This is a genomic window from Streptomyces fungicidicus (assembly GCF_003665435.1).
GTDB lineage: Bacteria > Actinomycetota > Actinomycetes > Streptomycetales > Streptomycetaceae > Streptomyces > Streptomyces fungicidicus.
The window spans coordinates 2133141-2156403 of sequence record NZ_CP023407.1; the positions used below are offsets into that span (position 1 = coordinate 2133141).

The window sequence follows — 23263 nt, forward strand, 5'->3', positions numbered from 1 at the left end:
TCCCGGGTTGTACGGAGACTGCTTGCCGACGGTTGCAACCGGCGGGACCGCGGATTCATTCCGGGCCGGGCGCGTGTTTTCCTCGCCTCCCTCCTCATGCTCGCACACGCCGTGCGGAGCGGAAACCGGCTCCCGCGGGGCCCCGGGGGAATGGATCGGCGCCCGCCGGGATTCACGTCACATGGACGCTATGGCCGTCGTCAAAGTGACGTGAACCGGTTATGATAGATAGCGTCATTTCGACGAGAAGTCGCCAGAACAGAAAGGGTGCGTGTCGTGACCACCGCCCAGACCCGGGAGCTCGACGTACAGCCGACGCCCCTCGCCCTGCTGCTCCTCGGCCGTGAGGCCGACCCGAGGAGCGAGCGAGGTGTGGAGTGTCCCGGCGACCTCCCCTCGCCGTCCGACCCCGATCTGGTGGAGCGCGCCCGCGCCGCCAAGGAGAAGCTCGGGGACAAGGTCTTCGTGCTCGGCCACCACTACCAGCGGGACGAGGTCATCCAGTTCGCCGACGTCACGGGCGACTCCTTCAAGCTGGCCCGGGACGCCGCCGCGCGGCCGCAGGCCGAGTACATCGTGTTCTGCGGTGTGCACTTCATGGCCGAGTCCGCGGACATCCTCACCGGCGACGACCAGAAGGTGGTCCTGCCCGACCTCGCGGCCGGCTGCTCGATGGCCGACATGGCCACCGCCGAGCAGGTCGCCGAGTGCTGGGACGTGCTGACCGAGGCCGGCGTGGCCGAGCAGGTCGTCCCCGTCTCGTACATGAACTCCTCCGCCGACATCAAGGCCTTCACCGGCAAGCACGGCGGCACCATCTGCACCTCCTCCAACGCCCGGCGCGCCCTGGACTGGGCCTTCGAGCAGGGCGAGAAGGTGCTCTTCCTCCCCGACCAGCACCTGGGCCGCAACACGGCGGTGCGGGACATGGGCATGTCCCTGGAGGACTGCGTCGTCTACAACCCGCACAAGCCCAACGGCGGGCTGACGGCGGACGAGCTGCGCACCGCGAAGATGATCCTGTGGCGCGGCCACTGCTCGGTGCACGGCCGCTTCAGCCTGGACTCGGTGAACGACGTGCGCGAGCGCATCCCGGGCGTGAACGTGCTGGTCCACCCCGAGTGCCGGCACGAGGTCGTGGCCGCCGCGGACTACGTCGGGTCGACCGAGTACATCATCAAGGCGCTGGAGGCGGCCCCGGCCGGCTCCAAGTGGGCCATCGGCACCGAGCTGAACCTGGTCCGCCGGCTGGCGAACCGTTTCGCTGCCGAGGACAAGGAGATCGTCTTCCTCGACAAGACGGTCTGCTTCTGCTCCACCATGAACCGCATCGACCTCCCCCACCTGGTCTGGGCCCTGGAGTCCCTCGCCGAGGGCAACCTGGTCAACCGCATCGAGGTCGACAAGGAGACCGAGGCGTTCGCGAAGCTGGCGCTGGAGCGCATGCTGGCACTGCCGTAACGCGAGGCAAGGCACACATGCGGAGGGGCGCCCCGTGGATCCACGGGGCGCCCCTCCCTCGTACCGGCGCGGGTGTCAGACCTGGGCCGGCTCGGGGTCCTGCGAGGGCTCCGGCTGGGCGGGCACGCCCTTCTTCGCCGCGCGCTTCTTCGCCCGGCGCTCCTTGCGGAGCTCCAGCATCGCGTAGAGCGTCGGGACCAGGAGCAGGGTGAGCAGGGTCGACGTGATCAGGCCGCCGATGACCACCACGGCCAGCGGCTGGGCGATGAAGCCGCCCTCGCCGGTGACGCCGAGCGCCATCGGGAGCAGGGCGAAGATGGTCGCCAGGGCCGTCATCAGGATCGGCCGCAGTCGGTGGCGGCCGCCCTCCAGCACCGCTTCGACGACGCCGTAGCCCTGCGCCCGGTACTGGTTGATCAGGTCGATCAGCACGATCGCGTTGGTCACCACGATGCCGATCAGCATCAGCATGCCGATCATCGCCGGGACGCCCATCGGGGTGCCGGTGACCAGCAGCAGGCCGATCGCGCCCGTGGCCGCGAACGGGATGGAGACCAGCAGGATCAGCGGCTGGGCCAGCGACCGGAAGGTGCCCACCAGCAGCATGAAGACGATCGCGATCGCGGCCAGCATCGCCAGGCCGAGGTTGGCGAACGCGTCGTCCTGGTCCTGGGACACACCGCCGATCTCCGCCGTCGCACCCGCGGGGAGCGTCAGCGCGTCGATCTTCGACTGGAGGTCCGCGCTCACCGCGCCCGTGTTGTCGCCGCTCGGCTTCGCGGTGACGGTGGCCGCGCGCTGACCGTCGATCCGGGTCATCGAGACCGGGCCGTCCACCACCTCGACGGTGGCGATGTCGCCCAGCTTCACCGCGCCCAGCCGCAGGTTCTTCAGCTGAGCCACGGTCGTGGCCGGCTCGGCCGAGCGGATGACGACGTCGCGCTCGGTGTCGTCGAGGACCGCCTTGGCGGCCGGGGTGCCCTTCACCGACCGGGTGACGGCCGCGCCGAGGGTCTGGTCGTCGAAGCCGGCCGCGGCGGCCTTGTCGTTGGCCTTCACCGAGACGCGGGGCACGCTCTGCGCCAGGTCGCTGGTGACGTCCGTGACGTCGTCCAGGGACGCCACCGCGTCCCGTACCTGGTCCGCCGCCTTGCGCAGCGTCTGGGCGTCGGCCGCCTTGACGGTCACGCTGAGGTCCTGGCTGCCGAAGCCGTCACCGGCCGCGATGGTGGTGGTGCCGGGGCCGTCGAGGCCGGCGAGCCCCTTCTCCAGGGCGTTCTGCACGTCGTCGGAGGAGGCGTCGTCCTCCAGCATCACCTGGTACGTCGCCTGGTTGGTGTCCGTACCGCCGCCGAAGGCGGCCATGAAGCCGGACGAACCGACCGTCACCTGGTAGTCCTTGACGCCCTCGGTGTCGCCGAGCAGCTTCTCGATCTTCTTCGCCTCGGCGTCGGTCGCCGCCAGGCTGGTGCCGGGCTCCAGCTCCTGCCGGACGGTGAGGACCTGCTGCTCGCCCTGGTCGAAGAAGTTGGTCTTCAGCAGCGGCGCCATGGCGAAGGTGCCGATCAGCACGACCACCGCGATGGCCACACTGGTCAGCCTGCGCCGGGTGGCGAAGCGCAGCACGGGGACGTAGAGGCGCTGCAGACGGCTCTTCGCCTCCTTCTCCTCCGCGAGCCGGCGCGCCTCCTCGGCGTCCTCCGGGGTGCCCTTCGGGGCCCGCAGGAACCAGTACGACAGGACGGGCACGACCGTCAGCGACACCAGCAGGGACGCCAGCAGCGCCGCCGTGACGGTGAGGCTGAAGGAGCCGAACAGTTCGCCCACCATGCCGCCGACCAGGCCGATCGGCAGGAAGACGGCGACCGTGGTGAGCGTCGAGGACGTCACCGCGCCAGCCACCTCGCGCACCGCGTTCATGATCGCCGCGTGGCGCTCCTCGCCGTAGCCGAGGTGGCGCTTGATGTTCTCCAGGACCACGATCGAGTCGTCCACGACCCGGCCGATGGCGATGGTCAGCGCGCCCAGCGTCAGCATGTTCAGGGACAGGTCGCGCGTCCACAGCACGATCAGGGCGAGGACCACGGACAGCGGGATGGACACCGCCGTGACGAGGGTCGAGCGGACCGACGCCAGGAAGACCAGGATCACCAGGACGGCGAAGATCAGGCCGAGCGCTCCCTCGGTGGTCAGGCCGTCGATGGCCTTGGAGACCGCCGGGCCCTGGTCGCTGACGACCGTGAGGGTGGCGCCGTCGCCCAGGTCCTCGCGCAGCTCGGGGAGCTTGTCCTCGACGGCCTCGGAGATGGCGACCGCGCTGCCGTCGTGGTCCATCGTCGCCATCACGGCGAGGCTGGGCCTGCCGTTGGTGCGGGTGAGCGAGTCGGACCCGGCCTCCTCCTCCTTCACCGTGGCGACGTCGGCGAGGCGGACCGGCTTCCCCTTGCCGGGCTCGCCGGCGACCATCAGGTCCTCGATCTGCTTCAGCGAGGTGAGGCCGCCGCCGACCTGGACGGTGCGGTTGGCGCCGTCCTCGTCGAAGGAGCCGGCCGGGACGGTCGCGCCGCCGGCCTGGAGCGCCGCCGCCAGCGACTGCGCGGTGAGGCCGGCCTTCGCCAGCTTCGCGTCGTCGGGCGTGACGGTGACCTGGACGTCGCGGACGCCGTCCACGGTGACCTGGCCGACGCCGTCGATGCCCTCCAGCGCGGGCACCACGGTCCGGTCCAGACGGTCGGCGAGCGCCTGCTGGTCCGTGCCGGAGGTGACGGCGAGCACCACGGTCGGGATGTCGTCCGTGGAACCGGCGACGACCTGCGGGTCCACTCCGTCCGGGAGGCGCGCGCCGGCCCGGTTGACGGCCTGCTGGACGTCGGCGACGAGCTGCTGGGTGTTGTTGCCGTAGTCGAAGGACGCCATGATCACGGCGTTGCCCTCGCTCGCCGTCGAGGTGACGCCGGAGATGCCGTCGACGGCGCCCAGGCTGTCCTCGATGGGTTCGACGACCTGCTTCTCGACGACGTCCGGGGACGCGCCCTGGTAGGGCGCGATCACGGAGACCATGGGCAGTTCGATGGTGGGCAGCAGCTGCTGCTTGAGCTGGGGGATCGCGATCGCACCGAAGACGAGCGCGATGATCGACATCAGTCCGATCAGCGCCCGTTGCGCGAGGCTGAATCTGGACAGCCAGGACATGGTCAGGGTCTCTTTTCCGTGGAGCGGCAGGAGTCCGGCAGGCGGGCGCGCACGTCGGCACCCGCTCTACACCCTGGGCCATGGCGAAGGGCCGATCCGTAGGCCAGAGGTCCGAATCCTCGTACGGCGCCTACTCCCGCCGCAGTACGCCCCGCGGCGGTCAGTCCACCCTCGGACGGACCAGCCCCGACTCGTAGGCGGTGACCACCAGCTGGGCGCGGTCGCGGGCGCCCAGCTTGGCCATGGCCCGGTTGACGTGGGTCTTCACGGTCAGCGGACTGACCTCGAGGCGCTCGGCGATCTCGTCGTTGGAGTGGCCGCCGGCGACCTGCACCAGCACCTCCCGCTCCCGGACGGTGAGCGAGTCCAGCCGCTCGGCGCGGGCCGGGTCCCGGTCGGCCTCCGAGGTGCCCTCCTGCGCGAGGAAGCGGGCGATCAGGCCCTTGGTGGCCACCGGGGACAGCAGGGCCTCTCCCCCGGCCGCGATGCGGATGGCGTTCAGCATCTCGCCGGGCTCGGAGCCCTTGCCGAGGAAGCCGGAGGCCCCGGCCCGCAGCGACTGCACCACGTAGTCGTCGACCTCGAACGTCGTCAGTATCACCACCCGGACACCGGCGAGCTCCGGGTCCGCGCTGATCATGCGGGTGGCGGCGAGCCCGTCGGTGCCGGGCATCCGGATGTCCATCAGGACCACGTCGGCGCGCTCCTCCCGGGCCAGCCGGACCGCCTCGGCCCCGTCCGACGCCTCCCCCACCACCTCCATGTCCGGCTCGGAGTCGACGAGCACGCGGAAGGCGCTGCGCAGCAGTGCCTGGTCGTCGGCGAGCAGGACGCGGATCGTCATACGGGCTCCAGGGGCGTCGCGGTGGGCGTCGGTCAGGGGCGGTCGTCCCGAGCGCCGGACGTGCGGGTGATGACGGGCAGGATCGCATGGACGCGGAAACCGCCGCCGTAGCGGGGACCGGTGGTGAGGGTGCCGCCCAGCGCCGTGACGCGTTCGCGCATGCCGAGCAGTCCGTGTCCGCCGCCGGGGGCGTGGTCCTGGTCCTGGCCGGCGCCGTCGTCGAGGACGGTGATCTCGATCCGGGGCCCCACGCGTACGACGCTGACCTCGGCCCGGGCGTCGGCGCCGGCGTGCTTGCGCACGTTGGTCAGGGCCTCCTGGACGATCCGGTAGGCGGCCAGGTCGACGGCGGCCGGGAGGCCGGCGCCCTCGTCGCCGCGGGCGACCTCGACGGGCAGGCCGGCGCTGCGGAAGGTGCCGGCGAGTTCGTCGAGGCGGTCCAGGCCGGGCGCCGGTTCGGTGGGGGCCTCCGGGTCGCCGGACTGGCGCAGCAGGCCGACGGTGGCCCGCAGCTCGCCCAGGGCGGAGCGGCTGGCCTCGCGGACGTGGGCGAGGGCTTCCTTGGCCTGGTCGGGCCGTTTGTCCATGACATGGGCGGCGACTCCGGCCTGCACGTTGACCAGGGCGATGTGGTGGGCGACCACGTCGTGCAGATCGCGGGCGATGCGCAGGCGTTCCTCGGCGACCCGGCGGCGGGCCTCCTCCTCGCGGGTGCGTTCGGCCCGCTCGGCGCGTTCCCGGATGGCCTGGACGAAGGCGCGGCGGCTGCGGACGGCGTCCCCGGCGGTGGCGCCGATACCGGTCCAGGCGAAGATCGCCAGGTTCTCCTGGGCGTACCAGGGCAGGGGGCCGGCCGCCATCGAGGCGCCGGTGAGGACGGTCGTGGTGAGCAGGCCGATCCGCCAGGTGGTGGGGCGGTCGGTGGTGGCGGCGACGGTGTAGAGCGCGATCACGGCGCACATGGCGACGGGGGCGCGGGGGTCGCCGGTGACGGACTCCACGACGGAGGCGCCCGAGGCGACGGCGAGCACGGTGCGGGGGGCGCGGCGGCGGAACACCAGCGCCGCGGCGGCCAGGGTCATCAGGACCAGGCTCAGGACGTCGGGCGTCCGTACTCCCCAGTCGATGCCCTCGGGGCCGTGCGGTTCGGCGAAGGAGCCGGCGACCATGCACGCGAGGACGCCTGCCGCGAGGGCCGCGTCCGCGGCGACGGGGTGCGCCCTCAGCTTGCGCCGGGCGCGGGTCAGGGTGCTCACGGCCGTTTACGGTAGCCGGGTCCCCTCCCGGGGGCTGCGCCCCGGGCACCTTCCGGCCTGAACGGGGCCCGTCCCCGGACGCCGGACGGGCCGCGGCTACGCGGTGCCCGGGATGAGGCCCTCGTCGCTCAGGAGGTCCTGGACCTCCTTGAGCGTGGCGTCGGGGGACGGCAGGATCAGGTCGGAGGGTTCCAGGGAGTCGTCGGGCAGGGGCTCGCCGAGTTCGCGGACCTTGGCCAGCAGGGCCTGGAGGGTCGCGCGGAAGCCCGGACCGTCGCCGTTCTCCATCTCGGCGAGCAGTTCCTCGTCCAGCTCGTTGAGGTCGGCGAGCCGGCTCTCGGCCAGCGTCACCTGTCCCTCCCCCATGATCCGTACGATCATGTCGCCCTCCTCGGCGTGGCCCCTGCCGTCGTCGGCGCTACTGCTTGTCGAAGCGGGGGGTGTCCTGCGGCTGCTGCCGGGACTGCTCCTCGGTGCTGCCGCCCTCGATGGCCTGCTGTCCGCCGGAGGTGCCTCCGGCCAGCTCGGCCTTCATGCGCTGCAGCTCCAGCTCTACATCCGTACCACCGGAGAGCCGGTCCAGCTCGGCCTGGATGTCGTCCTTGTGCATCCCGGACTGGTCGTCCAGGGCGCCCGAGGCGAGCAGTTCGTCGATCGCGCCGGCCCGCGCCTGGAGCTGGGCGGTCTTGTCCTCGGCCCGCTGGATCGCCAGCCCGACGTCGCCCATCTCCTCGGAGATGCCGGAGAAGGCCTCCCCGATCCGGGTCTGCGCCTGGGCGGCGGTGTAGGTGGCCTTGATGGTCTCCTTCTTCGTGCGGAAGGCGTCCACCTTGGCCTGGAGGCGCTGGGCCGCGAGAGTGAGCTTCTCCTCCTCGCCCTGGAGGGTGGAGTGCTGCGTCTCCAGGTCCGTCACCTGCTGCTGGAGCGCGGCGCGGCGGGAGAGCGCCTCGCGGGCCAGGTCCTCGCGGCCGAGCGCGAGCGCCTTGCGGCCCTGGTCCTCCAGCTTGCCCGACTGGGACTGGAGCTGGTTGAGCTGGAGCTCCAGCCGCTTGCGCGAGGTGGCCACGTCGGCGACGCCGCGGCGGACCTTCTGGAGCAGCTCCAGCTGCTTCTGGTACGAGTAATCGAGGGTCTCGCGCGGGTCCTCGGCCCGGTCAAGGGCCTTGTTCGCCTTCGCGCGGAAGATCATCCCCATACGCTTCATGACACCGCTCATGGGCTTCGCGCGCCCCCTTCTGACCGACTCCAGCTCCAGCACCTGCGACAGAACCCACAGTACGGGCCCTGCATCCATTACCGCACTGTTCGGGGACGGATGCGCTCATCCCCAAGGACGACTGACCGTCCTCCCGATCCGGCGTAGGGAGTAGGTGGTCCCCGGGGTCCGGCCGGGCGGACCACCCGGAGAGCCGCGCAACGTCCCCCTCTGTCCTTTTGGAGACGTGCGGTGTTGCCGGATCGTTCCCCATGGGGCTGGGGTCCAACCCCGGGCACCCCGTACCCTTGGGTTTTGTGTTCCGTAGCCGTGCCAAGGAAGAGAAGGCATCCGCCGCCGACAAGGCGACGGTGACCGACTCCAAGCAGACCCGTCACCCGGAGGCCCCGAAGGGCCGCCCCACACCCAAGCGCAGCGTGGCCCAGACGCAGCGCCGCAGCGTCGCCAACACGTCGATGTCGCGCAAGGACGCCGCCAAGCGGCAGCGCGAGGATCGCCGTGCCGCGCTGGAGCGCCAGCGCCAGGCGCTGGCCAGCGGCGACGAGCGCTACCTGCCCGCCCGTGACAAGGGGCCGGTGCGCAGGTTCGCGCGCGACTACGTGGACTCCCGGTTCAACATCGCGGAGTACTTCCTGCCGATGGCAGTGATCATCCTGGTGCTCAGCATGATCCAGGTGCCGCAGCTGCAGAACGCCGCGCTGCTGCTGTGGCTCGTGGTGATCGTGATGATCGTGCTCGACTCGATCGTCACCGGTTTCCGGCTGAAGAAGCGGCTGGCCGAGCGCTTCCCGGGCGACAGCCGGCGCGGCGCGGTGGCGTACGCGCTGATGCGCACGCTCCAGATGCGCCGGCTGCGGCTGCCCAAGCCCCAGGTCAAGCGCGGGGAGCGGCCCTGAGCGCCACGCTCAGCGGGCTCAGTGGACTCTCCGGGCTGCGTGACGTCGTCCGGCAGGAGCTGGTGGCCCGCCAGCTGGAGGAACAGATAGCGGGGCGCTTCGCGGTCGGGCGACGGCTGCGGGTGCTCGATGTGGGCATGGGCCGGGGCGCGCAGGCGCTCCGGCTGGCCCGGGCCGGTCACCAGGTGACCGGCGTCGAACAGGACGCCGCGATGCTCGCGTCCGCGCGGGAGGCCCTCGCCGGGGAACCGGAGGGCATCCGGGAGCGGATGCGGGTCGTCGAGGGCGACGGCCGGGACACCGGTGTGCACTTCCTGCCCGGCAGCTTCGACGTGGTGCTCTGTCATGGCGTGCTCATGAACGTCGAGGAGCCGGACGCGCTGCTGGCGGGGCTGGCCCGGATGCTGGCGCCCGGCGGGCTGCTGTCGCTGCTGGTGCCCAACGGGGACGCGCGGGCGATGCGGGCAGGGCTGAGCGGCGACTGGGCGGGGGCGCTGGCCGGCTTCGAGACGGGGCCGTACCGGCTGCGGAAGCTGACGGCGACTCTGGCGGGGATCGGGGCGCCGCTGCACACCTGGTACGGCGTGCGGGTGTTCACGGACACCGCGGCGGCGGAGGCGGCGGTGCCGGACGATCCGGAGACGCTGCTGCTGGTGGAGGAACGGGCCGGCCGCACGGACCCCTACCGGGGGGTGGCGGCGTTGCTGCACCTGTGCGGGTACCGGGGCTGAGTTTTCCTCGCCCCCGCCGCCCCTTCCCGTCCCGTCCCCGAGGGGCGCTGCCCCTTGGACCCCGATGTGCGGGTGGGTGGGGGCTGGTCGCGCGGTTCCCCGCGCCCCTGGAGGGGCGCGGGGAACCGCGCGACACCCTGAGTTACGCCTCTTCGGCGTGGAGGCTCATCGGGCCGTAGATCTCCGTGGTGTCCTCCAGCAGCCGCACCTGGTCGGCGCCGCCCTCCGTGAGAGCCTTCCAGTGCTCCCCGATCCAGGACTCGGCGTCCCCCTGTGTGGGGAACTCCTCCGGCGGCACCGCGGGCTCGACCTGAGTCCCGTCGGCCTTCTCGAACCGCCACGTCCATGCCGCCATGTACGCCTCCCAAGAGTGTGATCACACCGGACCCAAAGCCTAGTCGGACGGGCAGCCGGCGTGGGGACGGGTGAAAATCGGGGCGTGGAACTCACTCTGCTCGGCACCGGTGCCCCGGCGGGCCTCCCCCGCCCCGACTGTCCCTGCGCCGCGTGCGCGTCCGCGCTGGGCGCGGACGCGCGGGCGGCCACCTCGCTGCTCGTGGACGGGGCGCTGCTGCTCGACCTCACGCCGGGCGCGGCGTTCGCCGCCGCCCGCGCGGGCCGTTCGCTGGGCGGCGTACGCCAGGTGCTGCTGTCGCATCCGCACGACGGCCCCGCGGTCGAGGTGCCGGCCGGGCTGCCGCAGCCGGGACGGGTGCCCGACGGGCGGGAGTTGGCGCTGCTGACGGGGCATCGGGTGCGGGCGGTGGCACTGGACGCGCCGGGCACCGGGTACGCGGTGACCGGTCCGGACGGGCACCGGCTGCTGTATCTGCCGCCGGGCGGCGCGCCGGCCGGACTGGAGGAGCCCGCCGAGCAGTACGCCATGGTGCTGCTGGACGTCGTGGGGCGGCCGGACGCGCTGGCGCGGCTGCGGGAGGTGGGAGCGGTCGGCCCGACCACGGACGTCGTCGCCGTCCACCTCGACCACGACGTGCCGCAGGGCGGGGAGTTGCGGCGCCGGCTCGCGGCGGCCGGCGCGCGGGCCGTGCCGGACGGGGCCACGCTGGAGGTGGGCGCCTACGAGGACGTGCCCGACGTGCCGCGGCGGGCCCTGGTGCTGGGCGGGGCGCGTTCGGGCAAGTCGGTGGAGGCGGAGCGGCGGCTCGAGTCGTTCCCTGAGGTGCTGTACGTGGCGACCGGAGGGTCGCGCAACGGGGACACCGAGTGGGCGGCGCGGGTGTCGCTCCATCAGGAACGGCGGCCGGGTTCGTGGCGGACCGTGGAGACCTGCGACCTGGTGCCGCTGCTGAAGGACGACGGGCCGCCGCTGCTGATCGACTGTCTGTCGCTGTGGCTGACGGACGCGATGGACGCCGTGGGGGCGTGGGACGACGCGGAGTGGGCCGACGGCGGGGAGCGGGCGCTGCGGGACCGGGTGCGGGAGCTGACGGACGCGGTGCGCGAGACCCGGCGGTCGCTGGTCGCGGTGTCCAACGAGGTCGGCTCGGGCATCGTGCCCGCCACCGCGTCCGGCCGCCGCTACCGGGACGAGCTCGGGCGGCTGAACGCGGCGTTCGCGCGGGAGTGCGAGCAGGTGCTGCTGGTGGTGGCCGGGCAGGCGGTCGTCCTCCGGGGGTGAGAACCCGCGGGGGCGACGCGCCGCCCGGGGCGGTCAGCCCTTCGGCTTCCGCGCGATGATCCGGTACGCGTTGGCGAACGGGGTGTGCCGCAGCAGGGGCGCGAGGGCGAGGTCCGTCACCGCGGCCGCGACCACCAGCGGGGTGCCCGCGCGCAGCAGCACCGTGCGCAGGTGCCGCTGGAACGGGGCGGGCGGGATGGCGCGCCACGGGGTGTCCGGGGCCGGCAGGGCGTGGGAGAGGGCGAGGGCGGTCAGGCCGGCCAGGTCGTGCGGTACGTGCGCGGCGCGGCGCCCGGCGGTGACGAGCGCGCAGCCGCGTCCCTCGAGCTCCGCGCGGAGGTTGCGCGGGGGCAGCAGGTGCAGCCGGCGGGGCTGGTCGTAGGGCAGCCACCAGCGGCCGAACAGGGCGGCGAACGCGCAGCGCGGATCCAGGGTCTCGACGAGCAGATGGCCGCCGGGGCGCAGCGCGTCGAGGGCCGCGTGGAGTTCCGCGCGCGGGTCGGTGGTGTGCTCCAGGTGGTACAGGAGGCTGACCACGTCGTAGCGGCCGGCCAGTCCTGCCATGACCCGGGGGTCGGTCAGCGGCCCGATGTGGGCCTCCTCGACCCGGCCGAGCGCGCGGGCGCGTTCGACGCGCGCGGTGAGGTCGGTGCCGTCGAACGAGGTGTACGGGAAGAACTCCCGGGCGGTCAGCGGGAACCGGGCGAGTCCGGTGCCGACGTCGAGCCAGCTCTCCGGTTCGCCGAAGGCGAGCATCGCGCGGGCGGCGCCCCGGCGGCGGTGCCGGGCGGCGTGCAGGGCCAGGACGCGTTCGGTGGCGGGGTCGCGGGGGGCGCCGCGCACGGCCCGCCGGTAGAAGGCGAGGCCCTCGGCGGTGAGGCGCGGGTTCTGGAAGGTGTGGCCGCAGTCCCGGCACTCGTCGACGGTGAACAGGCCCGGCCGGTGCCGGCGCAGGTCGCCGGTTCTCAGCCGGTTGCGCAGCCGCACGGAACCGCACCAGGGGCAGTCGGGGCGGCGCGGCTCGTGGACGCGGGCGGAGCCGTGGGGGGCGGGGATCGCGGGGGCTGGGTCGGTTGCGGACACGGGCGGCTCCCGGCGTGAGGGCGTACGGCGCGCGGGAGGGCGACGTACGGGACGGGTCGGACGGACGGACCGATGTCCGGCGATACACGGCGAAACGTTACGGAGCGGAGGGCGCTGTGGGGTGGACCGGCACCGGGGTGGCGTGGTGCCGGACGGCGGGACGTCGCGTTCGACCGGGGCCGGTACTGTTCGGCGAATGAGCTCGCTTAATCTCGACGACTTCACCGATCTGATCGAGCGTCCGGACGGCGGGGTGCGCCGTGACGCGGAGGCGCGCCGGGAGCGCCAGATCGTGCCGCCCGGATCGCTGGGCCGCCTGGACGACCTGGGTGAGTGGCTGGCGGCGGCGCAGTCCGCGGTGCCGGTGCGGCCGATCGAACGGCCGCGGGTCGTGCTGTTCGCCGGCGATCACGGGATCGCCGGGCTGGGCGTCTCCGCCCGGGAGGCGGGCAGCGCCGCCGCGCTGGTGCGGGAGGTGCTGGAGGGCGGCCGTCCGGTCTCCGTGCTCGCCCGCCGGCAGGGGGTGCCGGTGCGGGTGGTCGACATGTCCCTGGACTGCGACCCGGAGTCGCTCCCCGAGGACGTCGTACGGCACCGGGTGCGGCGGGGCAGCGGGCGCATCGACATCGAGGACGCGCTGAGCGCGGAGGAGGCCGAGGCGGCCTTCCGCGCGGGGATGGCCGTGGCCGACGAGGAGGCCGACTCCGGTACGGACCTGGTGGTGCTCGGTGATGTGAGCGTGGGCGGGACGACCGCGGCGGGCGTGCTGGTGGCGGCGCTGTGCGGCACGGACGCGTCGGTGGTGACCGGGCGCGGGGGGCAGGCGATCGACGACCTGGCCTGGATGCGCAAGTGCGCGGCGATCCGTGACGCGCTGCGGCGGGCGCGGCCGGTGCTGGGCGATCAGCTGCGGCTGCTGGCGACGGTCGGCGGGGCCGACCTCACCGCGATGACGGGCTTCCTGCTGCAGGCGGCGGTGCGGAAGCTGCCGGTGGTGCTGGACGGGGTCGTGACGGCGGCGTGCGCGCTGGTGGCGCAGCGGGTGGCGTTCCGGGCGCCGGACTGGTGGGTGGCGGCGCACTCGAGCGGGGAGCCGGGCCAGGCGAAGGCGCTGGACCGGATGGCGCTGGATCCCGTGCTGTCGCACGGTGTCACGGTCGGGGAGGCGGCGGGCGGTCTGCTGGCGCTGCCCCTGATCCAGGCCGCGGCGGCCCTGGCGGCGGAGCTCCCGGAGACTCCCGCGAAGCCGGAGTGACCTACCCCGGGGGCCGCGGCCCCCGACCCCCGTACGCGTGGCGCCCCGCTTCCCCTCAGGGGCGCGGGGTCGGATCCGGTCTGCCGCCGAGCCAGTTCTCGACCGTACGCCGGGGACCGGACCAGCGGCGGTCGTGCCGGTAGGCGCGCAGGAAGGACCGCGCCCGGGCCCGCGGCCGCCGCCGGTAGAAGCGCCTGGCCCACGGCGAGTCCGGCCGCGCCAGCCGCACCGAGCCGATCAGGGCGATCACGGGGATGACGACGCCGAAGACGGCGGTGCGCGCCTTGCCCTTGCTGAGGGCGATCAGCGCGAACAGGAAGTTCGCGCCGATGCTCGCCGCGGCGCCCGCTCGGTTCTGCAGCTCGTCCTGCGAGAGGTCGTTGACGCCGAACGGCGCGAACCCGGCGAGCAGCAGGCCGACCAGCGCCGCGGTGAGGACGACCGCCTCGACGCTCTTGCGGCCGGCCTCGGTCCAGTACACGTCGTCGAGGTGCAGGACGAGCGCGAACTCGTCCAGCACCAGCCCCGCGCCCACGCCGAACACCACCGCGGCGATGGCCGGCCACGCCCCTTCCTCGCCGCTCGCCACCGCGCCGAAGCCGCCGACGACCGTGAGGACGACGCCGGGCACCACGTGGTGGATGTGCAGTTCGCCCGACGTGACGTTGCCGAAGGGTCCCTTGCCGGCCCGGATCAGACGGGTGATGGCCCGGGTGACCAGGAAGGTGAGGACGAAGGCGGCGAGCGCGAGGAGCAGCGGCAGTTTGCCCGGCTCGATGATGTTCCGGTCCAGCCAATGTCCCATATGCGCACTTTATCCACGGTGGCCGCGGGCGCCCCGGTGACCGCCGGGTAATCTGCGCCGGTGCCCGCACCCTCCCCCGGCTCCGCCGCCTCCCCCTCCGACGGCCTCCGCTTCGCCTTCGGCACGCTCACCGCGCTCCCGGTCCGGGTCGCCCGCTGGGACCGTCCGGCCGCGCGCGCGGGGATGCTGTGCGCCCCGGTGGCCGGGCTGGCGGTCGGCGCCCTGGCCGCCGCCGTGGGCCTCCTGCTGCTGCTCCTCGGCGCGGGCGCGCTCCTCGCCGCCGTCGCCACGGTCGCCGTGCCGGCCGCGCTGACCCGGGGGCTGCATCTCGACGGGCTCGCCGACACCGCGGACGGGCTCGGCAGCGCCAAGCCCGCCGGGGACGCGCTGCGGATCATGAAGCAGTCGGACATCGGGCCCTTCGGGGTGCTCACGCTCGTCCTGGTGCTGCTCGCCCAGACCGCCGCGCTGGCACAGGCGTACGGCGGCTCCTGGGCCAGGGGCGCGCTCGCCGCCGTCGTGGCGGCGGTCGTGGCGCGGCTGGCGCTCACCCTGGCCGCCCGCGCCGGTGTGCCGCCCGCCCGCCCTGAGGGGCTGGGCGCGGCGGTCGCGGGAGTGGTGCCGGCGGCGGGCGCGACGGTCGCCGCGCTCGTGGTCGCCGGGCTCGCGGCGGCCGGGGCCGCGCCCCTGGGGGCGTACGACGCCGTGCGTGCCGTCGTCGCGGTGGCGCTGGCCCTGGCCGTCGCCGAACTGCTGCTGCGGCACTGTGTCCGCCGCTTCGGCGGGGTCACCGGCGACGTGTTCGGCGGGCTCGCGGAGACGGCGGCGACGACCGCGCTCGTCGTCATGTCACTGAGCTGAAACGATCACCGGGCGGCCCTGCGGCCGCACCGCCCCCACCGCTAGCCTGAGGCGCCGAACGGACGACACAACGGGGGACGTTGATGCAGGCTTTCCGTCGGGCCACGGCCTGGTTCATCGATTTCGCACTGGTGCTGGCGCTCGCCTCGGCGCTCGCGGTGCTCACCTTCAACCGGATATCCGCACTCGTCACGGACGTGCCCGAACTCGCCACCCGCGGCGGCTTCGACCTGCTGACCTCGCGCGGTGACGTGCTCGGGGCCTCCGGGGACTTCGGCACGTCGCTCTGGAACAAGTCGGTGCTCTACGTCGAGCAGGCCTTCGTGCTGCTGGTCGTCGTCACCTTCCTCTACCAGTGGGCGTGCCTGACCCTGCTCGGGCGGACCATCGGCAAGGGACTGACCGGCCTGCGGATCACCCCGCGCGGGCCCGGCGCGGCGGCGCGCCGGGCGGCGGTCACCACGGCCGCGGACGTCGCCGTCTACGCCGTGGCCTGCGTCCTGCTGGTGGAGGGGGAGTTCGCGCTGTCCGTGCTGGTGTGGGCGGCGGCGGTGACCCTGTTCCTGGTCAACGCGCTGCCCGTGCTGGGGCCCCGCCGCCGGTCCCTCGCCGACCGGCTCTCGGGTACCGCGGTGACCGGTCTGGGCCTCAGCACGCCCGACGCCACGCGTCCAGCTCGTACTTCTTGAGCAGCGAACTCAGCTCCAGCCGCCGGGAGTCGGCGCAGAAGCGGTCGGTGGACAGCTCGTACTCGACGTGGAAGACGGCCTTGTCCGCCTCGACGAACGGCGTCAGCTCCGCGCACTCGCCGTACTGGGCGCACTGTTCGTTGACCGCGAAGTCGAAGTCGTCGACCAGTTCCGGGATCTGGTCGAGGTCGTTCTTCAGTCCGACGGACATGCCGCGCTCGTGGGCGAGCCGGGCGACCAGCCGGTTGTAGCGCAGCTGGTCGTCGGCGGTGAGCGGGAACCCGGTGCGGTTGCGGTAGCCGTCCATGTTGTCCGGCTCGACCGCGTCGAAGCCCTTGTCCCGGCACATGTCGAGGCGCTCGGCCATCAGCGGTTCCAGTACGTCGGTGCGGCGGATGTCGAGCCAGCGCTCGCCCTCCCAGCCGTTGCCGCGGCCGATCACCGACTTCGGGAAGTCGTCCGCGTCCGGGCGGAAGTCCTCCCAGGCGCCGGTGGACAGATAGCAGATGACCTTCCGGCCGTCCCGGTGCAGCTTCGCGACCGTCTCCTTCGAGTGGTCGAAGCCGTCGATGTCGTACACGGGAACGTCGACCGAGGTGTCCAGCCGGCCGCTGAGCTGCCACTGCCAGTCCGTGCCCGGCCGGGGCCGCCAGCGGTCGCCGGACGGCGTTCTCGCGTCGTCCGCGCCGGAGTCGGGGGCGGCCGTGCAGGCCGTCAGCAGGACGGCGAACAGGGCGGTCAGCAGGACGGGCAGGGACGGTCTTCTCACCGGGCGGTCTCCAGAACGGGGGGCGGTGCGGTCGGCACCGCCTGCGGAACACAGGAACCTCAAGGATGATCGTCGCCGCCGCGGGGCCCGGGAGCGGGGTCGGGAAGAAGACGGGGACGTCACCGGGAGATGAACACCCGCGGGAATGAGCGAACGCTCACACGCGCGTAGTCTCGTGCCGAGTGTTCGCCGCACCGGAGAAGGCCCCGACGGGACCGCACCCTCATGTCGCAATTAGGGTCGGCTCCGGGCCCGGTCGACCCACACCCTTCGGCCACAGCAACTTCACATCGGAAGCGAGATTTCACCACCGTGACTGCTCTCACTCTCAGCACCGCCGCGGTCCCCGGCCTGCGGGCCGACGCGATCGTGATCGGTGTCGCCAAGGGCACTGCGTCAAAGGCCGGGGGTCCGGTCGTCGCGCCGGGCGCCGAGGCCGTGGACCAGGCGTACGACGGCGGGCTCGCCGGGGTCCTGGAGACCCTCGGCGCGTCCGGCGCCGAGGGCGAGGTGACGAAGCTCCCCGCGCCGTCCGGCTTCAAGGCGCCGCTCGTGGTGGCGGTGGGCCTCGGCGCCCGGCCCGGCAAGGACTCCGGCTACGACGGCGAGGCACTGCGCCGCGCCGCCGGTGTCGCCGCCCGCACCCTCGCCGGCTCCAAGAAGGCCGTCTTCGCCCTCCCCGTGACGGACGCCGCCGGCGCCGGCGCGGTCGCCGAGGGCGTGCTGCTCGGCGCGTACTCCTTCGACGCCTACAAGGACAACGGCAAGAACTCCGGGAACGGCAGGAACGGCAAGGCGCCGCTCGCCGAGGGCGTGCTGCTCGGCGGCAAGCCCCGCGACAAGGCGTTCAAGGCCGCCGTGGAGCGGGCCACCGCCGTCGCCGAGGAGCTCAACCGCGCCCGCGACCTGATCAACACCCCGCCGAACGACCTCGACCCCGAGGCGTTCGCGGCCGTCGCCCAGGCGGCGGCCAAGGAGCACGGCATCAAGGTGCAGGTGCTCGACGAGAAGGCCCTCACCAAGGGCGGCTACGGCGGCATCCTCGGCGTCGGCGCCGGGTCGGCGGCGGGACCGCGCCTGGTGAAGCTGTCCTACACCTCGTCGAAGGCGAAGAAGCACCTCGCGCTGGTCGGCAAGGGCATCACCTACGACTCGGGCGGCATCTCGCTGAAGCCGGCCGGGCACAACGAGACGATGAAGTGCGACATGAGCGGCGCCGCCGCCGTGTTCGCCGCGGTGGTCGCCGCCGCGCGTCTCGGCCTGGAGGTCAACGTCACCGGCTGGCTGGCGCTGGCCGAGAACATGCCGTCCGGCTCCGCGACCCGCCCGGGTGACGTGCTGCGCATGTACAGCGGCAAGACCGTGGAGGTGCTCAACACCGACGCCGAGGGCCGGCTGGTCCTCGCGGACGCGCTGTGGGCGGCCTCCGCGGAGAAGCCGGACGCGATCGTGGACGTCGCCACGCTGACCGGGGCGATGGTGCTCGCGCTGGGCAACCGCACGTTCGGGATCATGGCGAACGACGACGCGTTCCGCTCCGCGGTGCACGAGGCGGCCGAGGAGGTCGGCGAGCCGGCGTGGCAGATGCCGCTGCCGGAGCACCTGCGCAAGGGCATGGACTCGGCGACCGCCGACATCGCCAACATGGGCGAGCGGATGGGCGGCGGGCTGGTCGCCGGGCTGTTCCTGCGCGAGTTCGTGGGCGAGGGGATCACCTGGGCGCACCTCGACATCGCCGGGCCGGCGTTCAACGAGGGCGGGCCGTTCGGGTACACGCCCAAGGGCGGGACGGGGTCCGCGGTGCGGACGCTGGTCCGGATCGCCGAGCTGGCGGCCGCGGGGGAGATCGGCTGAGGCGCCTTGGCTGAGGGCGCCTGAGGTTTGGGGGCGCGGGGAGGTGTGCGGCCGCGGGTTGGTTGTGGCTGGTCGCGCAGTTCCCCGCGCCCCTTTGGGTTGGCTGACGCCGCGCCTGCTTGTAGGTGCGGCGGGCTTCGGGGCGTGTGCGGCCGCGGGTTGGTTGTGGCTGGTCGCGCAGTTCCCCGCGCCCCTTTGGGTCGGATGGCGCCGCGCCTGCTTGTAGGTGCGGCGGGCTTCGGGGCGTGTGCGGCCGCGGGTTGGTTGTGGCTGGTCGCGCAGTTCCCCGCGCCCCTTTGGGTTGGCTGACGCCGCGCTTGCTTATAGGTGCGGGTGGGGACGTGGGGTGTCTCACACCACGGCCCGGCGTCTCGTTCGGGTCCTACAAGTGCGAAGATGGGGCACGGCAGGACAGGGCCCCACCAAGGGCCGAGAACATAGAGCGGCCGGACACCAGCCGCCGACCGGTCACTGGAGACCGGCGTGGCGCACATGCATGGAGGACGTGACGTGGCGAACGACGCCAGCACCGTTTTCGACCTAGTGATCCTCGGCGGTGGCAGTGGCGGTTACGCCGCGGCCCTGCGCGGGGCGCAGCTGGGCCTGGACGTCGCCCTGATCGAGAAGGACAAGGTCGGCGGTACCTGCCTGCACCGGGGATGCATCCCCACCAAAGCCCTGCTGCACGCGGGCGAGGTCGCCGACCAGGCCCGCGAGAGCGCGGCGGTCGGCGTCAAGGCGACCTTCGAGGGCATCGACATCGCGGGTGTCCACAAGTACAAGGACGGGGTCATCTCCGGCCTGTACAAGGGCCTCCAGGGCCTCGTGGCCTCCCGCAAGGTGACCTACATCGAGGGTGAGGGCCGGCTGTCCTCCCCCACCTCCGTCGACGTGAACGGCCAGCGGATCCAGGGCCGGCACATCCTGCTGGCGACGGGCTCCGTGCCGAAGTCGCTGCCCGGCCTGAACATCGACGGCGACCGGATCATCTCCTCCGACCACGCCCTCGTCCTGGACCGCGTGCCGAAGTCCGCGGTCATCCTGGGCGGCGGCGTCATCGGCGTCGAGTTCGCCTCCGCGTGGAAGTCCTTCGGCACCGAGGTGACCGTCGTCGAGGGTCTGAAGCACCTCGTCCCGGTCGAGGACGAGAACTCCTCCAAGCTGCTGGAGCGCGCCTTCCGCAAGCGCGGCATCAAGTTCAACCTGGGCACCTTCTTCGAGAAGGCCGAGTACACCCAGGACGGCGTCAAGGTCACCCTCGCCGACGGCAAGGAGTTCGAGGCCGAGATCCTGCTCGTCGCCATCGGCCGCGGCCCGGTCTCCCAGGGCCTGGGCTACGAGGAGGCCGGGGTCGCCATGGACCGCGGCTACGTGCTCGTCGACGAGTACATGCGCACCAACGTTCCGACGATCTCCGCCGTCGGTGACCTGGTCCCGACCCTCCAGCTGGCGCACGTCGGCTTCGCCGAGGGCATCCTCGTGGCGGAGCGGCTGGCCGGTCTGAAGACCGTCCCGATCGACTACGACGGCGTGCCGCGGGTGACGTACTGCCACCCCGAGGTCGCCTCCGTCGGCATCACCGAGGCCAAGGCCAAGGAGATCTACGGTGCGGACAAGGTCGTCGCCCTGAAGTACAACCTTGCGGGCAACGGCCGGAGCAAGATCCTCCAGACCGCGGGCGAGATCAAGCTCGTCCAGGTCAAGGACGGTGCGGTGGTCGGCGTCCACATGGTCGGCGACCGCATGGGCGAGCAGGTCGGCGAGGCCCAGCTGATCTACAACTGGGAGGCGCTGCCCGCCGAGGTGGCCCAGCTGATCCACGCCCACCCGACCCAGAGCGAGGCGCTCGGCGAGGCCCACCTGGCCCTGGCCGGCAAGCCCCTGCACGCGCACGACTGACCCTCGGTCGGGCACTTCGACGAGTCCCGTACGACTCGCGACGACACAGACTTCCGCACTTTCCGTAAGGAGCAACCGAAACCATGGCGGTTTCCGTAACCCTTCCGGCGCTCGGCGAGAGCGTCACCGAGGGCACTGTCACCCGCTGGCTGAAGGCCGAGGGTGAGCGCGTCGAGGCCGACGAGCCGCTGCTCGAGGTCTCCACCGACAAGGTCGACACCGAGATCCCCGCGCCCGCCTCCGGCGTGCTGTCCTCCATCAAGGTCGCCGAGGACGAGACGGTCGAGGTCGGCGCCGAGCTGGCGCTGATCGACGACGGCAGCGGCACCCCCGCGGCCGAGCAGGCACCCGCCGCCGAGCAGGCCGCCCCGCCGGCTCCCGCCCCGGAGCCGCAGGCCCAGCCGTCCGCCGAGCAGCCCGCCCCAGCCCCGGCGCCCACCGCCGAGGCCGCCGCCGGCGGCGGCGGCTCCGCGCAGGGCACGGACGTGGTCCTGCCCGCGCTGGGCGAGTCCGTCACCGAGGGCACCGTCACCCGCTGGCTGAAGTCGGTCGGTGACAGCGTCGAGGCCGACGAGCCGCTGCTGGAGGTGTCGACGGACAAGGTCGACACCGAGATCCCCGCGCCCGCCTCCGGCACCCTGCTGGAGATCGTGGTCGGCGAGGACGAGACGGCCGAGGTCGGCGCCAAGCTCGCCGTCATCGGCGAGGCGGGTGCCGCTCCGGCGGCCGCCCCCGCCCCGGCCGCCCCCGAGGCCCCGGCGCAGCCCGAGCCCACCCCGGCCCCGGCCGCCCCGGCTGCGGCCCCGGCTCCGGCTCCGCAGCAGGCCGCTCCGGCGCCCGCTCCGGCCGCTCCGGCTCCGGCCCCGCAGGCGCCCGCCGCCCCGGCCCCGGCCGCCGCCCCGGCTCCCGCTGCCGCTCCGGCCGCCCCCGCCGCCGCGCAGGCCACGGACGACGGCGCCTACGTGACCCCGCTGGTGCGCAAGCTCGCCGCCGAGAACGGCGTCGACCTGTCCACCGTCAAGGGCACCGGCGTCGGCGGCCGTATCCGCAAGCAGGACGTCACCGCCGCCGCCGAGGCCGCGAAGGCCGCGGCTCCGGCTCCGGCGCCCGCCGCCGCAGCGCCCGCCGCGAAGAAGGCCCCCGCCCTGGAGGCCTCCCCGCTGCGCGGCCAGACCGTGAAGATGCCGCGGATCCGCAAGGTCATCGGCGACAACATGGTCAAGGCGCTGCACGAGCAGGCCCAGCTGTCCTCGGTCGTCGAGGTCGACGTCACCCGCCTGATGAAGCTGCGCGCCCGCGCCAAGGACGCGTTCGCGGCCCGTGAGGGCGTCAAGCTCTCCCCGATGCCGTTCTTCGTCAAGGCCGCGGCCCAGGCGCTGAAGGCCCACGCGCCGATCAACGCCAAGATCAACGAGGCCGAGGGGACCATCACCTACTTCGACTCCGAGAACATCGGTATCGCGGTGGACTCCGAGAAGGGCCTGATGACCCCGGTCATCAAGAACGCCGGCGACCTCAACATCGCCGGCATCGCCAAGGCCACGGCGGAGCTGGCGGGCAAGGTCCGCGGCAACAAGATCACCCCGGACGAGCTGTCCGGCGCGACCTTCACCATCAGCAACACCGGTTCGCGCGGCGCGCTGTTCGACACGATCATCGTGCCCCCGGGCCAGGTCGCGATCCTCGGCATCGGCGCCACGGTCAAGCGTCCGGCCGTCATCGAGACCGAGGAGGGTACGGTCATCGGCGTCCGCGACATGACCTACCTGACGCTCTCCTACGACCACCGCCTGGTGGACGGCGCCGACGCGGCCCGTTACCTGACGGCGGTCAAGGCGATCCTCGAGGCCGGCGAGTTCGAGGTCGAGCTCGGCCTGTGACCGCGTGATCGCGTGATCCGCGGCCGCCGACACGGTCGTACCGGTGCCCCCGTCCGGAAGCTTTCCACTGCTTCCGGGCGGGGGCACCGGCGTATGGGACGTGTAAGTCTCGTCTCACCTGGGCGAAAGCGACCCCGTGCGCCCTTCCGGGGTGGGTGTACAGCCGTATTGTCTAAGCGTCAAAGCCCCCCGGGGGCCCGCGGGCCCCGCTAAGGAGCCCCTCATGACCGCGCCCGTCGTCCACTCGCTGCGCGAACAGATCCGCGAGCACATCCTGGAAGGGATCATCAGCGGACGCTGGCAGCCGGGCGAGCGGATCGTGGAGCGGCGGATCGCGACGGAACTCGAGGTCAGCCAGACCCCCGTGCGGGAGGCGCTGCGTGAGCTGGAGTCGCTGCGGCTGATCGAGTCGGCGCCCAACAAGGGCGTGCGGGTCCGGAACCTGACGGCGGCCGACCTGGAGGAGAGCTACCCGGTCCGGGCGGGGCTGGAGGCGATCGCGGCGGAGCTGGCCGCCGGGCGGCTGGCGGAGGACTGCTCGGCGCTGGAGCCGCACGTGGCCGCGCTGTACGAGGCGGACCGGCTGTCCGACGGGACGGGGCAGGTGCGGCACACCGTGGCGTTCCACCGGGAGCTGGTGCGGGCCGCGGGGAACTCGGTGCTGCTGCACACCTGGGAGGGGCTGGGGATCGAGGTGTTCACGGCGCTGTCGATACGGTGGCTGGGCACCGTGCAGCAGTCGTACGCGGAGGAGCACGAGGAGCTGGTCGCCGCGTTCCGGCGGCGGGATCCGCTGATCGCCGAGCTGGTCAAGGCGCATGTGCTGGGGTGTGCGCCGCGGGCGTAGTCGCCGCGGGGGTTTCTTCGCCCCCGCCGCCCCTTCCCGTCCCGTCCCCGGGGGCTTCGCCCCCGGACCCCCTCGCGCCCACGCGG

The 23263-nt window shown here is 73.1% G+C and carries 20 protein-coding genes; 11 read left to right on the plus strand and 9 right to left on the minus strand.

Annotation, left to right across the window (positions count from 1 at the left end):
• Positions 1-276: 276 nt before the first annotated feature.
• Entirely contained in the window at positions 277-1461 is a 1185-nt protein-coding gene (nadA, locus tag CNQ36_RS09705; protein WP_121545682.1) for a quinolinate synthase NadA, read from the plus strand.
• Positions 1462-1536: 75 nt separating this feature from the next.
• Here the strand turns inward: nadA and CNQ36_RS09710 are convergent, their stop codons facing one another.
• The 5 genes from CNQ36_RS09710 to CNQ36_RS09730 all read right to left on the minus strand — a co-directional run bounded on the left by CNQ36_RS09710 (position 1537) and on the right by CNQ36_RS09730 (position 7957).
• Positions 1537-4653, minus strand: coding sequence for an efflux RND transporter permease subunit (locus CNQ36_RS09710; RefSeq protein WP_121545683.1), 3117 nt, complete (start codon positions 4651-4653; stop codon positions 1537-1539).
• Between the two features lie 160 nt (positions 4654-4813).
• The gene (locus CNQ36_RS09715) at positions 4814-5497 is read right to left on the minus strand and encodes a response regulator (RefSeq protein WP_004932083.1); all 684 of its coding nucleotides are present in this window, start codon (positions 5495-5497) and stop codon (positions 4814-4816) included.
• Between the two features lie 32 nt (positions 5498-5529).
• Positions 5530-6753 (minus strand): sensor histidine kinase, encoded by a 1224-nt coding sequence (locus tag CNQ36_RS09720; protein ID WP_121545684.1) that lies wholly within the window; start codon positions 6751-6753, stop codon positions 5530-5532.
• A 96-nt stretch (positions 6754-6849) separates the two neighbouring features.
• The gene (pspAA, locus tag CNQ36_RS09725; RefSeq protein ID WP_004932078.1) at positions 6850-7134 is read right to left on the minus strand and encodes a PspA-associated protein PspAA; all 285 of its coding nucleotides are present in this window, start codon (positions 7132-7134) and stop codon (positions 6850-6852) included.
• A gap of 37 nt (positions 7135-7171) precedes the next feature.
• Positions 7172-7957 carry a PspA/IM30 family protein gene (locus CNQ36_RS09730; protein ID WP_260868742.1) on the minus strand — a complete coding sequence of 262 codons (786 nt, stop codon included), beginning with the start codon at positions 7955-7957 and terminating at the stop codon, positions 7172-7174.
• Between the two features lie 263 nt (positions 7958-8220).
• Here CNQ36_RS09730 and CNQ36_RS09735 point away from each other — a divergent pair, with 263 nt between their 5' ends.
• A complete protein-coding gene (locus CNQ36_RS09735; protein WP_084828241.1) occupies positions 8221-8865 on the plus strand; it encodes a DUF3043 domain-containing protein in 645 nt (214 codons plus the stop codon).
• Positions 8866-8927: 62 nt separating this feature from the next.
• Positions 8928-9596 (plus strand): class I SAM-dependent methyltransferase, encoded by a 669-nt coding sequence (locus CNQ36_RS09740; RefSeq protein ID WP_040907400.1) that lies wholly within the window; start codon positions 8928-8930, stop codon positions 9594-9596.
• A 142-nt stretch (positions 9597-9738) separates the two neighbouring features.
• Here the strand turns inward: CNQ36_RS09740 and CNQ36_RS09745 are convergent, their stop codons facing one another.
• The gene (locus CNQ36_RS09745) at positions 9739-9951 is read right to left on the minus strand and encodes a hypothetical protein (RefSeq protein WP_121545685.1); all 213 of its coding nucleotides are present in this window, start codon (positions 9949-9951) and stop codon (positions 9739-9741) included.
• A gap of 84 nt (positions 9952-10035) precedes the next feature.
• Here CNQ36_RS09745 and CNQ36_RS09750 point away from each other — a divergent pair, with 84 nt between their 5' ends.
• On the plus strand, positions 10036-11235 hold the full coding sequence (locus CNQ36_RS09750; RefSeq protein ID WP_121545686.1) for a bifunctional adenosylcobinamide kinase/adenosylcobinamide-phosphate guanylyltransferase: 1200 nt from the start codon (positions 10036-10038) through the stop codon (positions 11233-11235).
• A 33-nt stretch (positions 11236-11268) separates the two neighbouring features.
• On the opposite strand, the gene CNQ36_RS09755 is transcribed toward CNQ36_RS09750, so the two are convergent.
• Positions 11269-12318 (minus strand): class I SAM-dependent methyltransferase, encoded by a 1050-nt coding sequence (locus CNQ36_RS09755; RefSeq protein WP_040907398.1) that lies wholly within the window; start codon positions 12316-12318, stop codon positions 11269-11271.
• Between the two features lie 196 nt (positions 12319-12514).
• Between CNQ36_RS09755 and cobT the strand changes: the two genes are divergently transcribed.
• Complete coding sequence (gene cobT, locus CNQ36_RS09760; RefSeq protein ID WP_121545687.1) at positions 12515-13573, plus strand: nicotinate-nucleotide--dimethylbenzimidazole phosphoribosyltransferase; 1059 nt, start codon at positions 12515-12517, stop codon at positions 13571-13573.
• 55 nt (positions 13574-13628) lie between these two features.
• Here cobT and CNQ36_RS09765 read toward each other — a convergent pair whose 3' ends face one another.
• A complete protein-coding gene (locus CNQ36_RS09765; protein ID WP_004932063.1) occupies positions 13629-14378 on the minus strand; it encodes a hypothetical protein in 750 nt (249 codons plus the stop codon).
• 60 nt (positions 14379-14438) lie between these two features.
• Between CNQ36_RS09765 and CNQ36_RS09770 the strand changes: the two genes are divergently transcribed.
• Both CNQ36_RS09770 and CNQ36_RS09775 read left to right on the plus strand, forming a co-directional pair.
• Positions 14439-15239: an adenosylcobinamide-GDP ribazoletransferase gene (locus CNQ36_RS09770; RefSeq protein ID WP_121545688.1), complete on the plus strand. Its 801-nt coding sequence runs from the start codon at positions 14439-14441 to the stop codon at positions 15237-15239.
• Positions 15240-15322: 83 nt separating this feature from the next.
• Positions 15323-15928, plus strand: a complete 606-nt coding sequence (locus CNQ36_RS09775; protein ID WP_121545689.1) for an RDD family protein — start codon at positions 15323-15325, stop codon at positions 15926-15928.
• On the opposite strand, the gene CNQ36_RS09780 is transcribed toward CNQ36_RS09775, so the two are convergent.
• Entirely contained in the window at positions 15888-16697 is an 810-nt protein-coding gene (locus CNQ36_RS09780) for an endo alpha-1,4 polygalactosaminidase (protein ID WP_121545690.1), read from the minus strand. The genes CNQ36_RS09775 and CNQ36_RS09780 overlap by 41 nt on opposite strands.
• A gap of 312 nt (positions 16698-17009) precedes the next feature.
• On the opposite strand from CNQ36_RS09780, the gene CNQ36_RS09785 reads away from it, so the two are divergent.
• The 4 genes from CNQ36_RS09785 (at position 17010) to CNQ36_RS09800 (ending at position 23177) form a co-directional block, all read left to right on the plus strand.
• The gene (locus CNQ36_RS09785; RefSeq protein WP_121545691.1) at positions 17010-18551 is read left to right on the plus strand and encodes a leucyl aminopeptidase; all 1542 of its coding nucleotides are present in this window, start codon (positions 17010-17012) and stop codon (positions 18549-18551) included.
• A gap of 510 nt (positions 18552-19061) precedes the next feature.
• On the plus strand, positions 19062-20450 hold the full coding sequence (gene lpdA, locus CNQ36_RS09790; RefSeq protein ID WP_040907396.1) for a dihydrolipoyl dehydrogenase: 1389 nt from the start codon (positions 19062-19064) through the stop codon (positions 20448-20450).
• An 83-nt stretch (positions 20451-20533) separates the two neighbouring features.
• Entirely contained in the window at positions 20534-22330 is a 1797-nt protein-coding gene (gene sucB, locus CNQ36_RS09795; protein ID WP_121545692.1) for a 2-oxoglutarate dehydrogenase, E2 component, dihydrolipoamide succinyltransferase, read from the plus strand.
• A 223-nt stretch (positions 22331-22553) separates the two neighbouring features.
• Positions 22554-23177 (plus strand): GntR family transcriptional regulator, encoded by a 624-nt coding sequence (locus tag CNQ36_RS09800; RefSeq protein WP_004932052.1) that lies wholly within the window; start codon positions 22554-22556, stop codon positions 23175-23177.
• Positions 23178-23263: the final 86 nt, after the last annotated feature.